16 protein-coding genes are annotated in these 13,987 nt (G+C 71.4%); 6 read left to right on the forward strand and 10 right to left on the reverse strand.

The features are described 5' to 3' along the window. Positions 1–154: 154 nt before the first annotated feature. The 7 genes from HS045_RS13460 to hisN form a co-directional block, all read right to left on the reverse strand. Positions 155–352, reverse strand: a complete 198-nt coding sequence (locus tag HS045_RS13460; RefSeq protein ID WP_196451663.1) for a hypothetical protein — start codon at positions 350–352, stop codon at positions 155–157. Between the two features lie 433 nt (positions 353–785). Then, entirely contained in the window at positions 786–1,448 is a 663-nt protein-coding gene (locus tag HS045_RS13465) for a response regulator transcription factor (RefSeq protein WP_230884023.1), read from the reverse strand. An 82-nt stretch (positions 1,449–1,530) separates the two neighbouring features. After that, positions 1,531–2,451, reverse strand: coding sequence for a phosphate ABC transporter ATP-binding protein PstB (gene pstB, locus HS045_RS13470; RefSeq protein WP_196452774.1), 921 nt, complete (start codon positions 2,449–2,451; stop codon positions 1,531–1,533). Between the two features lie 8 nt (positions 2,452–2,459). Next, entirely contained in the window at positions 2,460–3,350 is an 891-nt protein-coding gene (gene pstA / locus HS045_RS13475) for a phosphate ABC transporter permease PstA (protein ID WP_196451667.1), read from the reverse strand. Then, a complete protein-coding gene (gene pstC, locus HS045_RS13480) occupies positions 3,350–4,291 on the reverse strand; it encodes a phosphate ABC transporter permease subunit PstC (RefSeq protein ID WP_196451669.1) in 942 nt (313 codons plus the stop codon). Before pstC ends, pstA begins: the two co-directional genes overlap by 1 nt. Next, positions 4,291–5,295, reverse strand: a complete 1,005-nt coding sequence (locus HS045_RS13485) for a PstS family phosphate ABC transporter substrate-binding protein (RefSeq protein WP_196451671.1) — start codon at positions 5,293–5,295, stop codon at positions 4,291–4,293. The genes pstC and HS045_RS13485 overlap by 1 nt, the downstream gene beginning before the upstream one ends. A 277-nt stretch (positions 5,296–5,572) precedes the next feature. Next, positions 5,573–6,376: a histidinol-phosphatase gene (gene hisN / locus HS045_RS13490; protein ID WP_196451672.1), complete on the reverse strand. Its 804-nt coding sequence runs from the start codon at positions 6,374–6,376 to the stop codon at positions 5,573–5,575. 257 nt (positions 6,377–6,633) lie between these two features. Between hisN and HS045_RS13495 the strand changes: the two genes are divergently transcribed. Continuing rightward, entirely contained in the window at positions 6,634–7,077 is a 444-nt protein-coding gene (locus HS045_RS13495; protein WP_196451673.1) for a DUF4442 domain-containing protein, read from the forward strand. Between the two features lie 12 nt (positions 7,078–7,089). On the opposite strand, the gene rsgA is transcribed toward HS045_RS13495, so the two are convergent. Beyond that, entirely contained in the window at positions 7,090–8,166 is a 1,077-nt protein-coding gene (gene rsgA / locus HS045_RS13500) for a ribosome small subunit-dependent GTPase A (protein ID WP_196452775.1), read from the reverse strand. Beyond that, a complete protein-coding gene (gene aroA / locus HS045_RS13505; RefSeq protein ID WP_196451674.1) occupies positions 8,163–9,443 on the reverse strand; it encodes a 3-phosphoshikimate 1-carboxyvinyltransferase in 1,281 nt (426 codons plus the stop codon). The genes rsgA and aroA overlap by 4 nt, the downstream gene beginning before the upstream one ends. Before the next feature lie 180 nt (positions 9,444–9,623). On the opposite strand from aroA, the gene HS045_RS13510 reads away from it, so the two are divergent. After that, the gene (locus HS045_RS13510; protein WP_196451675.1) at positions 9,624–10,376 is read left to right on the forward strand and encodes an SOS response-associated peptidase; all 753 of its coding nucleotides are present in this window, start codon (positions 9,624–9,626) and stop codon (positions 10,374–10,376) included. A 208-nt stretch (positions 10,377–10,584) separates the two neighbouring features. After that, entirely contained in the window at positions 10,585–10,917 is a 333-nt protein-coding gene (locus HS045_RS13515; RefSeq protein WP_196451676.1) for a TraR/DksA C4-type zinc finger protein, read from the forward strand. A 59-nt stretch (positions 10,918–10,976) separates the two neighbouring features. On the opposite strand, the gene HS045_RS13520 is transcribed toward HS045_RS13515, so the two are convergent. Next, positions 10,977–11,720, reverse strand: coding sequence for a class I SAM-dependent methyltransferase (locus HS045_RS13520; protein WP_196451677.1), 744 nt, complete (start codon positions 11,718–11,720; stop codon positions 10,977–10,979). Between the two features lie 282 nt (positions 11,721–12,002). Between HS045_RS13520 and HS045_RS13525 the strand changes: the two genes are divergently transcribed. From HS045_RS13525 to HS045_RS13535, 3 genes are all read left to right on the forward strand, one after another. After that, positions 12,003–12,608 carry a sigma-70 family RNA polymerase sigma factor gene (locus HS045_RS13525; protein ID WP_196451678.1) on the forward strand — a complete coding sequence of 202 codons (606 nt, stop codon included), beginning with the start codon at positions 12,003–12,005 and terminating at the stop codon, positions 12,606–12,608. After that, positions 12,605–12,871 carry a mycothiol system anti-sigma-R factor gene (gene rsrA, locus HS045_RS13530; protein WP_196451679.1) on the forward strand — a complete coding sequence of 89 codons (267 nt, stop codon included), beginning with the start codon at positions 12,605–12,607 and terminating at the stop codon, positions 12,869–12,871. Before HS045_RS13525 ends, rsrA begins: the two co-directional genes overlap by 4 nt. A gap of 118 nt (positions 12,872–12,989) precedes the next feature. Then, positions 12,990–13,940: an NAD-dependent epimerase/dehydratase family protein gene (locus HS045_RS13535; RefSeq protein ID WP_196451681.1), complete on the forward strand. Its 951-nt coding sequence runs from the start codon at positions 12,990–12,992 to the stop codon at positions 13,938–13,940. Positions 13,941–13,987 lie beyond the last annotated feature (47 nt).

Below are 13,987 nucleotides of genomic sequence, written 5' to 3' on the forward strand. Positions count from 1 at the left end.
GACGACTCTCACGTCAGGGGCTTCCGTGCCGTTTCCGAGATGATTCACGTCGGGCTGTTCCGGCCGGCCAGGAAAACCCGGAGGCGGATCATCTCCGAACGGCACCGCCCGGTATGGGAGACCGGGCGTGCGTCATCGCCTCTAAGGGAGAAGCTCAGTTCTCGATGATGCCGAGAAGGGCGAGGTCGATGAGGTCGTTCAGGATCTCGTTGTGGTTGCTGTCGTCGACGTAGGTGAAGTTGGGACGCTGCCTGTCGTCCCAGTCACCGGCCGACGCGACACCGGCCGTGGCCAGGCCCGCGAAAGCGGCGATCCCTGCGATGGCCGCACCGGCGAGAATACGACGGATCATGATGCTTCCTCCATGGAAACGAAACGGGGAACTTCTGGTGACTCCTGCTGCAAGCCGTGTCCGGCTGACCGCTCGTTGTCGCGAATAAACATCTCGCACTGGCCGGACCGCTTCAACGAATTAGCGCCAGGTTTCGGTCAAGGGCTGATGGCGCTTCTTTTGAAGTGACCCGGTACCGGGAGTCTCCGGGCGTTTCCCCGCATCGATCGGAGGTGATTGGAATATTTCACGGCCATGGGGCCGGGTTGTTTCGATCGACCGGTTTGCGGAAGTCGTCCGATCGCTTCGGGCGGCGCGGCGCATCGCGGTTCTCTCCCGCGGCGTTCTTCGGCGCCTTCCCGGTGTCCTCCGGCTCTCGCCGGCCGTTCCGGTTCCCCCGCCGCCTGCCGCGTCCTCCCGCCGGTCCGGCGGGAGGACGCGGACGGAGCTGTGCTCAGTGGTGGTCGACCAGGCGGTAACCCACGCCGCGCACCGTCTGGATGAGCCGGTCGTCGTTGTCCCCGAGCCGGGCGCGCAACCGCTTGACGTGCACCGCGATGGTGTTGGTCGAGGTGGTGTCGGTGGAGTTCCACACGTGCCGCATGATCTGCTCGCGGGTGACCGTGCGGTGCGCGTTGCGCATCAGGTAGTGCAGCAGTTCGAACTCGCGCAGCGGAAGGTGGACGACCCTGCCGTCGACCTTCACCTGGTAGGCGTTGACGTCGAGTTCCACGTTGCCGACCACGAGCGTCCGGCGGACCCCCGCGTCCCCCTCGATGGCGGCCTGCACGAGGGGGAGGAGCTCGGGCACCCGGTACGGCCTGGCCACGCAGGCGGTGGCTCCGGCCGTGAGCGCCTGGACGGCCTGCTCGGCGTGGCCCTCGCCCACACCGAGCAGGACGGGCACGGCCCGCGTCAGCCGTACGGCGCGGATGAACTCTACGGCGCCGATGACGGGCAGCGAGGCGCTGACGAGCACGACGTCGGGCCGGAGCGCCCCGGCCTGCAACAGGGCCTGGGCGCCGTCGGGGACGCCCAGGACCTCCACGCCCTCGCGTTCGAGGGTCATGGCGAGCTCCTCGACCAGGGCCGACTCCGGATCGGCCACCAGCAGCATGGGCGCTGTCCGTGTGTCCCCGTCCACTTCGGGTGCCGTCTGCGGCTGGATCACCCGGATCCTCCAAGTAGGGATATGTGGTTCAGCCGAAGCGGCCGGTGATGTAGTCCTCGGTCCGCTTGTCGCTCGGGTTGGTGAAGATGCGGCTGGTCTCGTCGAACTCGACCAGCCGGCCGTGCCGTACGCCGTCGGCGTCCACCTCGGCGGTGAAGAAGGCCGTGCGGTCGGAGACGCGGGCCGCCTGCTGCATGTTGTGCGTGACGATGACGATCGTGTAGTCGCGCGTCAGCTCCTGCATCAGGTCTTCGATCTTGGTGGTCGCGATCGGGTCGAGGGCCGAGCAGGGCTCGTCCATCAGGATCACGTCGGGCTTGACCGCGATGGCCCGGGCGATGCACAGACGCTGCTGCTGACCGCCGGACAGGGAGAGCGCGTTCTGCTTGATCTTGTCCTTGACCTCGTCCCAGAGGGCGGCCTTGGTCAGCGCCTCCTCGACGATGTCGTCCATCTTCCCCTTCACGCCGTTGACCTTCGGGCCGTAGGCGATGTTGTCGTAGATCGACTTGGGGAAGGGGTTCGGCTTCTGGAAGACCATGCCGATCCGGCGGCGGACCTCGATCGGGTCGACGTGGTCGCCGTACAGGTCCTCGTCGTGGTAGAGGATCTTGCCGGCCGCGCGGGCTCCGGGGATGAGGTCGTTCATCCGGTTGAAGCAGCGCAGGACGGTGCTCTTGCCGCAGCCGGACGGGCCGATCATGGCCGTGATCTCGCGGTTGCCGATGGTCATGTCGACGCCGCGGACCGCCTCGTAGTCGCCGTAGAAGACGCTGAGGCCGGAGACGGTGAAGACGGGGTCGAGGGCTTCGATGGTGCGGGGGACCTCGGGGCCGCGCACGGAGACGTTCGGCACGGAAATTCCAATCTCAGTTGTCCCGGAAGTCGGCAGGGGGTTGCGGGACGCAGCCGTCCCAGAGGCCGGAAGGGGGTTGCGGTAGTCGGTCATTGCGTTCCTCACCAGCGCTTCTGGTAGCGGTTACGGAGCCAGATGGCGACGGAGTTCATCAGCAGCAGGATCGCGAGGAGGACCACGATCGCGGCGGCGGCGAGGACGGCGAACTCCTCCTGCGGCCGGGCGATGAAGCTGTAGATCTGCAGCGGCAGCACGGTGAAGGTGCTCCAGACGCCCTCCGGGTTGAACCGGACCAGCGTCGCGGCGCCGAGCATCAGGAACGGCGCGGCCTCGCCGATCGCGCGGGAGAGCGCCAGGATCGAGCCGGTCGCGATGCCGGGGATGGAGGCCGGGAGGACCTGCCGGTAGATGGTCTGCCACTGGGTCGCCCCGAGCGCCAGCGAACCCTCGCGGATCGACGGCGGCACCGCGCGGATGGCCTCCCGCGCGGAGATGATCACGATGGGCAGCACCAGCAGGGAGACGGTGATCGCGCCGGTCATGACGGTGAAGCCGAACGCCATCCAGCGGGCGATCATGCCGAGACCGAGGATGCCGTAGACGATCGAGGGCACCGCGGCCAGGTTGGAGATGTTCAGCTCGATCAGCCGGTTGTACCACTTGGTCTTGTCCGCGTACTCCTCCAGGTAGATCGCGGCCAGGATCCCGGTGGGCAGCGCCATCAGCGCGGTCAGGCCGATGATCCACAGGGTGCCGAAGATGCCGGACTGGATGCCGGCGGTCTCCGGGCGGCGGATCGAGGGCTGGTTCTCCCAGAGCGTCGAGTCGAGCCGGGGCCAGCCCTCCTCGACCACATAGATGATCAGCATCGCCAGGAAGGCGATGGCGACGGCGAGGCTGGCCAGCAGCGCGATGCGGAACAGGTGCTCCCTGAGCGGGCGGCCCTTGCTCGCGAGCTGCACGGCGGAGCGCGGCGTGGAGAGGATGGCCATCAGTCGTAGACCTCGCGATACTTCTGGACCATGCGGGCACTGAGGTAGTTCATGGCGAAGGTCATGATGAACAGCAGCGAGCCCACCGCGAAGATGGTCTTGTAGGCGGTGGAGCCGACCGACGCGTCACCGGAGCCGGCCTGCGCGATGAACGCGGCCATCGTGGCCATCTCGTCCGCGGGGTTGAGGGTGAAGACGGACTTGAAGCCGCCCGCGATCGCGACGATCATCGTCTCGCCCGCGGCCCGGGAGATCGCGAGGATGATCGCGGCGACGATGCCGGAGAAGGCGGCCGGGACGACGACCCGCACCGAGGTGATCATCTTGGAGGCGCCGAGGGCGTAGGAGCCCTCCCGCAGGCCGTTCGGGACCGCGGCCATCGAGTCCTCCGAGAGCGACGCGACGATCGGGATGATCATCACGCCGACCAGGAGGCCGGCGCTGAGCGCGTTCTTGCCGTCCAGGCCGAGGAAGGGGAACACGTCCTGCAGCAGCGGGGTGACGAAGGTGAGGGCGAAGAAGCCGAAGACCACGGTGGGCACGCCGGCCAGGACCTCCAGGACCGGCTTGAGGACCTTGCGGACGCGCGGGGTGGCGTACTCCGACAGGTAGATCGCGGCGGCCAGACCGAGCGGCACGGCGACCACGATCGCGATCAGCGTGATCTCGGTGGTGGCGACGATGATCGGCCACACGCCGAACGCCGGCGGGTTGAAGAGCGGTCCCCAGGTGGTCGAGCCGAAGAACTCGCCGAAGCTGACCTCGGAGAAGAACTCGATGGTCGGCTCCAGCAGGGCCACCACGATGCCGACGGTGGTCACCACCGAGACCAGGGCCGCCAGCAGCAGGACGGCCTTGACGGCGAACTCGCCGTAACGCGGGCGCGACCGCGCCAGGGACCCGGAGGTCCTTGGCGCGGCCGTACGGTGCTGTGCCGACATCAGCCCTGGCTCTTCAGGGCGTCGAGGTCGGACTTGAGCTTGGCCTCCTGCTCGGGGTTGAGCGGGATGAACTTGGCGTCCTTGGCGATCGCGCCGATGTTCGCCACGTAGTAGTCGAGGAACGCGGCGACCTCGGGCCGCTTGACCGCGGCGGCCGACGGGTAGACGAACAGCGGACGGGCCAGCGGGGTGTACTTGCCGCCCTGGGCCGCCTCGACGCTCGGGGCGACGCAGCCGCTGCCGGAGTCGATCTCGAGGGCCTTCAGCTTGTCGGCGTTCTCCTCGAAGTAGGTGAAGCCGAAGTAGCCCAGACCGCCCTTGGCGCCGGAGACGCCGGTGACGATGTCGTTGTCGTTCTCCGAAGGGCTGTAGTCCTTGCGGCTCGCGCCCTCCTCACCGTTGATCTCGTCGGTGAAGTAGTCGAACGTGCCGGAGTCGGTGCCCGGACCGTAGAGCTTGAGCTCCTCGGCGGGGAACTTGGGGTCGACGTCCTTCCAGGTCTTGACCTTGCCCTCGGCCGCCGGCTCCCACATCTTCTTGAGCTGGTCGGTGGTCAGGCAGGTGGCCCAGTCGTTCTCCTTGGAGACGACCACGGTCAGGGCGTCGGTGGCCACCGTGAGCTCGGTGAACTTGATGCCCTTGGCCTCGCAGGCCGCCTTCTCCTCGTCCTTGATCGGGCGGGAGGCGTTGGAGATGTCCGTCTCGCCGTTGCAGAACTTCTCGAAGCCGCCGCCGGTGCCGGAGCTGCCGACCGGCACCTTGACCTGCGGCTGCTCCTCGCTGAACAGCTCGGAGGCGGCCTGGGTGAGGGGCGCCACGGTGCTGGAGCCGTCGGTCTTGACCTCACCGCTCAGCGCGGCGCCCTGGGACTCGCCCGGGGCGGAGGCGGCGGCGGAAGAGGTGCCTTCGCTGGTGGGCTTGGCGTCGCCGCCGCAGGCCGCCGCGAGGGAAACGACGAGCGCGGCCGTCGCCACCGCGCTGAGGCGGCGCTGTCCACTGGTCACGGTTATGTTCCTTCTCCGTCGTGAGATCCGTTCTCGATGGCTCTGATGTAACCGAGCGAAAGTGAACGGAAATGAAACGACCAATGACCGGAGCCGGAAGACGTGAGCATTGCCGTGTGAATACCGTTCCGGGTGATCTTCATGGCTCTCACGTGGGGTTTCGCGCCCTTGGAACGTGACAGGAGGACGACCCGGCGCCCGATCGGGCACCGGGTCGTGGCCGGACGGTGGAGCGGGTGGGCGGGCCGGCTCGGACCGGCAGCGTGGGCGGGCCGGCTCAGACCGGCAGGGTGAGCGGGCCGCCGCCGAGGCGCTCGAGGACCTCTCCGTGCAGGGGGCCGTTGGTGCAGACCAGGCTCCCGCCGTCCAGGCCGGGGACGCCGGACAGGTCGGTCCAGATGCCGCCGGCCTCCTCGACGATCACGGTCAGCGCCGCGATGTCCCAGGGGGAGAGCTCGGGCTCGGCGGACAGGTCGACCGCGCCCTCGGCGACCATCACGTGGGACCAGAAGTCGCCGTAGGCGCGGCTGCGCCAGACGGAGCGGTTCAGGTCGAGGAAGCGGTCGAGTTTCCCGGCCTCCTCCCAGCCGCCGAGGCTGGAGTAGGACAGGGAGGCGTCCTCCAGGCGGGTGACGGAGGAGACCCGGCAGCGGGTGGCCTTGGTCAGGCTCCTGCCGGTCCACGCGCCGCCGTCGCGGGCGGCCCACCAGCGGCGGCCGAGCGCCGGGGCGGAGACCAGGCCGACGACGACGCGGCCCTGGTCCATCAGGGCGATGAGCGTGGCCCAGACGGGCACGCCGCGCACGTAGTTCTTGGTGCCGTCGATCGGGTCGACGATCCACGAGCGCGCGCCGTGGCCGGTCGTGCCGAACTCCTCGCCGACGATCGCGTCGCGTGGGCGGGCGCGCCGGAGCGTGTTCCGGATCGCCTCCTCCACCGCGCGGTCGGCGTCGCTCACCGGGGTCAGGTCGGGCTTGGTCTCGACCCGCAGGTCCACGGCCTTGAAGCGGCGCATGGTCATGTCGTCGGCGGCGTCGGCCATGACGTGGGCGAGGCGGAGGTCGTCGTTGTAACCCGTCACGGGGGGCAACGCTATCGCGTCGGCGTGCCGTACAGGAGGGGCGGCGTGCCTCCGGGCGGGTGGGCCGGGGCGGGCCTCCCGGCCGCGGCGTGCGGGCGTCCCCGGCCGGGATACGGCGTCCCGGGCCGGGATACGGCGTCCCGGTCTCTCCGGAGTGCGGCGTGCCGACGTCTCCGGTCGGGCCGCGGCGTGCGGGCGTGCGGACTCCGGCGCGGCGTCCGTTGGAACTTTTATTACTCGCAAGTAGCATCGAGGGCATGACCTTCGACGTGGGTGCCTTCATGCTGCAGAGCGTGCCGTTCGCGCGGACGCTGGACATCGCGTTCGAGAAGGTGGAACCGGGCCTCGCGGTCTGCCGCATGCCGGACCGGCCCGACCTGCACAACCACCTGGGCGGCCCGCACGCCGGAGCCCTGTTCACCCTGGCCGAGTCGGCCTCGGGCGCGGCGATGCTGTCGGCCTTCGGCGACCAGCTGTCGCGGGCGACCCCGCTGGCCGCGAACGCGGCGATCCGCTACGTGAAGCTCGCGATGGGCGAGGTCGTGGCCGAGGCCCGCCTCCAGGCGGACCGCGAGGAGGTCGTGGCCCTGCTCGACGCCGGCCGCCGGCCCGAGTTCGACGTCGCCGTCACCGTCGCGACCGCCGACGGCACCCCGGTCGCGGAGATGACCGTCACCTGGACCCTGCGCCCCAACCGCTGACACCGGGACCCGTCAGGGGGCGTCCGGCCGGCGGTCGTCGTCGGGGGCGCCCTCGCGGCTGGCGAGGAGACGGCGGAGCGAGACGAGCCGGACAGGGTCGGCGTGGCCGGCCGCCGTCCACGCGTCCAGGGCGCACTCCTCCCCGAGATGGTTGCAGCCCTTGGGACAGGCGACCGTGCCCTCGACGAGGTCGGGGAAGCCCGCCAGCACGGTCTCGACCGAGACGTGGGCCAGCCCGAAGCTCCGCACCCCCGGCGTGTCGATGATCCAGCCGCCGTCCGGCAGGGCCAGGGCCACGGCCGAGGTGGAGGTGTGCCGGCCCCGGCCGGTCACCGCGTTGACGTGCGAGACGGCCCGGTCGGCCCCCGGCACCAGGGCGTTCACCATCGTCGACTTGCCGACCCCCGAGTGGCCGACGAGCACGCTGATCCGGTCGCGCAACCGCTCCCGGACCTCGTCGAGCGTCCCGCCCCTGCCGACCACGACGTACGGCACGCCGAGCGGCGCGTACAGCGAGACGAGCTCCTCCGGCGGCGCGAGGTCGGACTTGGTGAGGCAGAGCAGGGGCTCGACGTCGGCGTCGAAGGCCGCCACGAGCATCCGGTCGATCATGCGGGGCCGCGGCGGCGGGTCCGCCAGCGCCGTGACGATCACGAGCTGGTCGGCGTTGGCGACCACGGGCCGCTCGATGCCGTCGGTGTCCTCGGTGTCGTCGGCGGAGCGCCGGAGCATCGACACGCGCGGCTCCACCCGGACGACGCGGGCCAGCGTGTCGGGCGCGCCGGACACGTCGCCGACCAGCGAGACCCGGTCGCCGACCACGATCCCCTTGCGGCCCAGCTCGCGCGCCTTCATCGCGACGACCAGTCGGCCGTCGTCCCCGGCCCCCGAGGCCCGGTCCCTCGCGCGGCGCCGCTTCTCCCCGGCCGGGGGCCCCGCGGTGACCAGGCACGTGTAGCGGCCCCGGTCGACCGCCACGACGAACCCCTCGACCGCGTCCTCGTGCGCGGGGCGGAGCCGGGTCCGGGGCCGGGAGCCCTTGCCCGGCCGGATCCGGACGTCGTCCTCGTCGTACTGCCGCTTCCTCAGCGGTCGCCTCCCAACATCCGCGCCCACATCGAGGCGAACTCCGGCAGGGTCTTGCCCGTGGTGGCGATGTCCTCCACCGACACCCCGGGGACGGCCAGGCCGATCACCGCGCCGGCCGTGGCCATGCGGTGATCGGCGTAGGAGTGGAACACGCCGCCGGACAGCGGGCGGGGCCGGATCTCCAGCCCGTCGTCGGTCTCGTTCGCGTCGCCGCCCAGCGCGTTGATCTCGGCGACCAGCGCGGCCAGCCGGTCGGTCTCGTGCCCGCGGATGTGCGCGACGCCCCGGATCCGGCTGGGGGAGTCGGCCAGGGCCGCCAGGGCGGCGATCGTCGGGGTCAGCTCGGCGACGTCGCGCAGGTCGGCGTCGATGCCGGAGATCCGGCCGGTGCCGGTGACCGCCAGTCCTTCGGAGGTGACCGCGACGGAGGCGCCCATACCGGCCAGGAGCCCGCGGAGCTGGTCGCCGGGCTGCGTCGTCTCGGCGGGCCAGTCGGGGATGACGACCGTGCCGCCGGCGACCATCGCGGCCGACAGGAACGGCGCCGCGTTGGACAGGTCGGGCTCCACGGTGAAGTCGGTGGCCCGGATCGGGCCGGGCTCGACCCGCCAGACGTCCGGCTCGGAGTCGTCGACGTGCACGCCGCGCTCGCGGAGCATCTGGAGCGTCATCCGGATGTGCGGCTGCGACGGGATCGGCGGACCGGAGTGCCGGACCGTCACGCCCTTGGGGAACCGGGCGGCGACCAGCAGCAGGCCGGAGAGGAACTGCGAGGAGCCGGACGCGTCGAGCACGACCTCCCCGCCGGTCAGCGGTCCCCGTACGGTGAACGGCAGCGCGTCCCCGGTGACCTGCGCGCCCAGGGCGCGCAGCGCGGCCAGGATCACGCCCATCGGGCGCTTGCGCGCGTGCGGGTCGCCGTCGAAGGCGACCTCGCCGTCGGCCAGCGCGGCCATCGGCGGCACGAAGCGCATCACGGTCCCGGCGAGGCCCACGTCGATCCGACCCCCGGCGGTGACCGGCCCGGGGACGACGGTCCAGTCGAGGCTGGAGCCGGCCTCGTTGGAGGAGGTCATCGTGGTGCCGAGCGCGCGCAGGGCGTCGGCCATCAGGTCGGAGTCGCGGCTGCGCAGCGCCAGCCGTACGGTGCCGGGGCCGTCGGCCAGCGCGGCGAGCAGCAGCGCGCGGTTGGTCACGGACTTCGATCCCGGCACCGGGACCGTCGCGTGGACGGGTTCGGTCGCGGTCGGGGCGGGCCACAGCGGAGCGGACGACATGTGATGAGCCTACCGAGGCCGGTCCGCCGGGCGGGAAACGCCATGGGCGGTGGAGAACAGGGTGTCGGACGCGAGCCGGACGGCGGAGGCGGGACCGGACGGCGGAGGCGGGACCGGACGGCGGGGGCGGGAGGGGCGTCCGGGAGGCGGCGGAGGCGCGGGAGGTGGCAGAGTGGGGACATGTGCGGAAGATTCGCGTCTGCGCGCGGCAAGCAGCGGCTGCTGGAGGAGTTCGAGGTCGAGGTCGACGGGGCCGCGGACTCCGAGCTCCGGCCCGACTACAACGTCGCGCCGACCAAACCGGTCTACACCGTGCTCAGCCGGGTGCCGAAGGCCGGCGTCGAGGGTGGCGCCGAGAACGGCCGGGCGGTGCGCCAGCTCCGCGTCATGCGCTGGGGGCTGGTCCCGTCCTGGGCGAAGGACCCGTCGATCGGCTCCAAGATGATCAACGCGCGGGTGGAGACCGTGGCGGAGAAGCCCTCGTTCCGCAGGGCGTTCAAGGAGCGCCGGTGCCTGGTCCCTGCCGACGGCTACTACGAGTGGACCGTGCTGGAGGAGACCGACGCCCGGGGCAGGCCGAAGAAGCAGCCGCACTACATCCGGCCGGCGGACGGCGGGATCATGGCGATGGCGGGGCTGTACGAGTTCTGGCGGGACCGGGGCAGGCCCGACGACGACCCGGACGCCTGGCTCGTGACGTGCACGGTCCTGACCACCTCCGCGGTCGACGCGGCGGGCAGGGTGCACGACCGCATGCCGATGCTGATCGAGCGCGACCGGTGGGGCGAGTGGCTCGATCCCGGGGTGCCCGACGCGCAGGGGTTCCTCATCCCGGCCGGCTCGACGGGCCTGGTGACCCATCCCGTCTCCACCGCGGTGAACTCGGTCCGCAACAACGGACCCGAACTGATCGAGCCGCTGCCGGAGGGGTGAGGACAGGATCCGGCGCCGTCGGGGAGAACGGCTGGTGACCGGTGTAAGAAGCGCGCCGAGCGGGCATCCGGTGAGGAAAGCGAATCCTCCGGCCGAACCTCCGCGGTGACGCGGTACGGCGACGCCGGAGATCCCACCCCCTCGTGCCCGGCGGGAGATCCGGGGAATCCCGCCGAAGGCCGCCCCCACGTCCCGGAGGTGCGGGTCCGTGAACGACGCGACCGCGCGTGTGCGCCTGGAGAGCATGCTCAGCGAACTCGACCGCTCCATCGGCATCCTGCGGGGGGATCCCGCGAGCCCGCGCGACCGCTCGGCGGCGGACGCCGGGTCCGACCTGGTCGACGCGGACCGCAACCAGGCCATGCTGGAGGTGGCCGCCCGGCACCGCCGTTCGGTCCTGGAGGCGCTCCGACGGATCGACGACGGCTGCTACGGCCTGTGCGTGGACTGCGGCCGGTCCGTGCCGGAGGGCAGGCTGGAGGCACGGCCCGAGGCCTCCCGGTGCGTGGAGTGCCAGTCCCGGAGGGAGCGCCGCCGCTGACCCGCCGCATCCGCCGCAGATCCGGCCGACCCGGCGGGTCCGGCGGGTCCGGCGGGTGCTCAGACCCGCCGGGCGCTGGCGACCAGGTGGATGCCCACGGTGTCGTCGTCGTCCGGGTGGGCCTCCAACTCGGTGCGGACCAGCCAGTTCAGCGCGCGGGAGTCGGAGGCCAGGACGTGGTCGACCGTCGAGGGGGACAGCACGGTGCGGGGCCGTATCCACTCGACCTCCAGCCCCGCGTCGGTGAGCAGCTCGCGCAGCTGGGCGCTGCTGAAGCAGCGGGTGATGCTCCCGTCGGGCCAGGGCACGAGCATGACCTCGCTGGTCTGACGCAGGTGGGCCCAGTAGTTCTGCTCGGCGAGGATCGCCATCCCCAGGACCAGGGAGTCGACGCAGACCAGCGCCCGCCCGCCGGGTCGCAGCACCCGGGCGACGTCGCCGATCGCGGACTCGGCCATGAGCTCCAGGGACATCGACCGATCCTCGGCGAGCACGGCGTCGACGCTGCCGTCGGGCAGGAAGCGCAGGTCGTCGGCGCGGACCTGGCGGACCCGCTCGGCGTCGCGCAGGACGGGCTGGCCCTCCGCCACCGCCCGGCGGAAGTCGACCACCTCGATCACCCGGTGCCCGGCCCGGGCCGCCTGCGCGGACCAGCGGCCCTGACCGCGGGAGAGGTCGAGGACGACGGAGGGGCTCCGGGGGAGCCAGCGGTTCAGCTGCTCGGCGACGACCGCGCGGTAAAAGGTCCAGTACGGCCCGAGCGTTCCTGAGCCGTTCAGCTCTTCGGCCGGGATGGGCAGCACAAGCGGCTCCTGGCGTCGGGGGTCCGGTGGTCTGAAGCTACCTGCCGGTACGTATCTTTTTCCCCGTACCGGTTCGTTCGTCACCTTCCATAGTGAGGGAACAGACGACCGGACGGGCGTGTTGCCAACGAACAGCGCACACCCTTCCGGGAGGTTGGCAAGCGAATGCTCGCACTGATCGAACCCGTCGCCCGCCCCGGTGACCGGGCCTTCCCTGACGAGCGGGTATCCTCCGCTCAGTACGGTGTCCCGCGTGAGCCGGACTCCGGAGATCCTAAGGGGGTGGGTCCGGTCCCTGCGACAGATGCGGAGACTCTGGAACAGCGGAGCGAGCGGTTCGAGCGGGACGTGATGCCCTACCTCGACCAGCTCTACTCCGCCGCGCTCCGGATGACCAGGAACCCCGCGGATGCGGAGGACCTCCTCCAGGAGACCTTCGCCAAGGCCTTCGCCTCCTTCCACCAGTTCCAGGAGGGCACCAACCTCAAGGCCTGGCTCTACCGCATCCTCACCAACACCTTCATCAACAGCTACCGCAAGAAGCAGCGCGAGCCCAAGCAGGCCGGCACCGAGGAGATCGAGGACTGGCAGCTGGCGCGGGCGGGGTCGCACACCTCGACGGGCCTGAAGTCCGCCGAGATCGAGGCGCTCGACCACCTTCCGGACAGCGACGTCAAGGACGCGCTGGCGGCGCTCCCGGAGGACTTCCGGATCGCCGTCTACCTCGCCGACGTCGAGGGCTTCCCCTACAAGGAGATCGCCGAGATCATGGGGACCCCCATCGGGACCGTGATGTCGCGGCTCCACCGTGGCCGCCGTCAGCTGCGGACGCAACTCGAGGACTACGCCCGGGAGCGTGGCCTGGTTCCTGCGGAGGGTGCGAAGTGAGCTGTGGAGACCACCACGACACGGACTGCCGCGAGGTCCTGGACAAGGTCTACACCTACCTCGACGGCGAGCTCGGCGAGGGCGACTGCGCCGACATCCGGCAGCACCTGGACGAATGCGGCCCCTGCCTGCGGGAGTACGGCCTGGACCAGGTGGTCAAGCAGCTGGTGGCCAGGCACTGCGGCTGCGACGCGGCGCCCGAGGACCTGCGGGCCAGGATCCGCGACCGGATCGACCAGGTCCGCAGCGAGCTGGCGACCTGACCTCTAGGATCGGCCCTACGACAACGGCCGCGCGGGCGCGCCGGTGAGCCCTCCCCGGAAAGGGCGAGGGGTCCCGCACGAGTCCGGCCGCGGCCAGGCAACGAGAACGGGGGTCGGCATGCGGGTGCTCGTCACCGGAGGAGCCGGGTTCATCGGGTCGCACCTGGTGGACCGGCTGCTGGCGGAGGGTCACGAGGTGGGGGTCGTGGACGACCTGTCCTCGGGGAGCCGGCGCAACCTGGCCGCCGCCGAGGAGGACCCGCGCTTCGCCCTGTACGAGATGGACGTCCTGGACCCCGCCCTGGCCGGCCTGGCCGCCGACTTCCGGCCGGAGGTGGTCTGCCACCTCGCCGCTCAGATCAGTGTGCGCAAGAGCGTGGCCGACCCGGTGCGCGACGCCCGGCTCAACGTGGAGGGCACCGCCGCGGTCCTGTCCGCCGCCTGCCGGGGCGGCACGCGCAAGGTCGTCTTCGCCTCCTCCGTCGCGGTGTACGGCCGCCCCGCGGTCATTCCCGTCCCCGGGGACGCGGCCACCGACCCGCGCTCGCCGTACGCGGCCTCGAAGCTGAGCGCGGAGATCTACCTCGCGACCTTCAGGGCGCTGCACGGCATCGACTACACCACGCTGGTGCTCGCCAATGTCTACGGTCCCCGCCAGTCCCCCGACGGGGAGGCCGGGGTGGTCGCCATCTTCACCGACGCGCTGCTCAACGGGGCCCCCACCGTGGTGTACGGCGACGGCGCGCAGACCCGCGACTACGTCCACGTCGACGACGTGGTGGACGGCTTCGCCCGCGCGTGCGGAGAGGCGGGCGGCGGCGGGCGGTTCAACCTGGGCACCGGGGTGCAGACCACGGACCGGGAGCTGCACCGCCTGGTCGCGGCGGCGGCGGGGGCTCCCGACGAGCCGGGGAGCGCGCCCGCGCGGCTGGGCGACCTGCCGGCGATGGCGGTCGACCCCGCCCCCGCGGGCCGGGCCCTCGGCTGGCGGCCCCGGACGGATCTGGTGACCGGACTGAAGAACACCGTCGAGTGGGCGAGGAGCCGTTCCGCGGCCCGTCAGGGCTGACGGTGGAGCGCGGCGGGCCGGGCCGCAGGCCAACTCCCCGTGCTGGG

It is taken from the genome of Planomonospora sp. ID82291 (assembly GCF_015711645.1).
Taxonomy (GTDB): Bacteria; Actinomycetota; Actinomycetes; order Streptosporangiales; family Streptosporangiaceae; genus Planomonospora.

Excerpts from the sequence above, each read along its gene's own strand:
- HS045_RS13510 (WP_196451675.1), top strand. The coding sequence starts at position 9,624 with ATGTGCGGAAGATTCGCGTCTGCGCGCGGCAAGCAGCGGCTGCTGGAG.
- HS045_RS13535 (WP_196451681.1), top strand. The coding sequence starts at position 12,990 with ATGCGGGTGCTCGTCACCGGAGGAGCCGGGTTCATCGGGTCGCACCTG.
- pstA (WP_196451667.1), bottom strand. The coding sequence starts at position 3,350 with ATGGCCATCCTCTCCACGCCGCGCTCCGCCGTGCAGCTCGCGAGCAAG.
- HS045_RS13495 (WP_196451673.1), top strand. The coding sequence starts at position 6,634 with ATGACCTTCGACGTGGGTGCCTTCATGCTGCAGAGCGTGCCGTTCGCG.
- aroA (WP_196451674.1), bottom strand. The coding sequence starts at position 9,443 with ATGTCGTCCGCTCCGCTGTGGCCCGCCCCGACCGCGACCGAACCCGTC.
- HS045_RS13465 (WP_230884023.1), bottom strand. The coding sequence starts at position 1,448 with ATGCTGCTGGTGGCCGATCCGGAGTCGGCCCTGGTCGAGGAGCTCGCC.
- pstC (WP_196451669.1), bottom strand. The coding sequence starts at position 4,291 with ATGTCGGCACAGCACCGTACGGCCGCGCCAAGGACCTCCGGGTCCCTG.
- pstB (WP_196452774.1), bottom strand. The coding sequence starts at position 2,451 with ATGACCGACTACCGCAACCCCCTTCCGGCCTCTGGGACGGCTGCGTCC.
- HS045_RS13460 (WP_196451663.1), bottom strand. The coding sequence starts at position 352 with ATGATCCGTCGTATTCTCGCCGGTGCGGCCATCGCAGGGATCGCCGCT.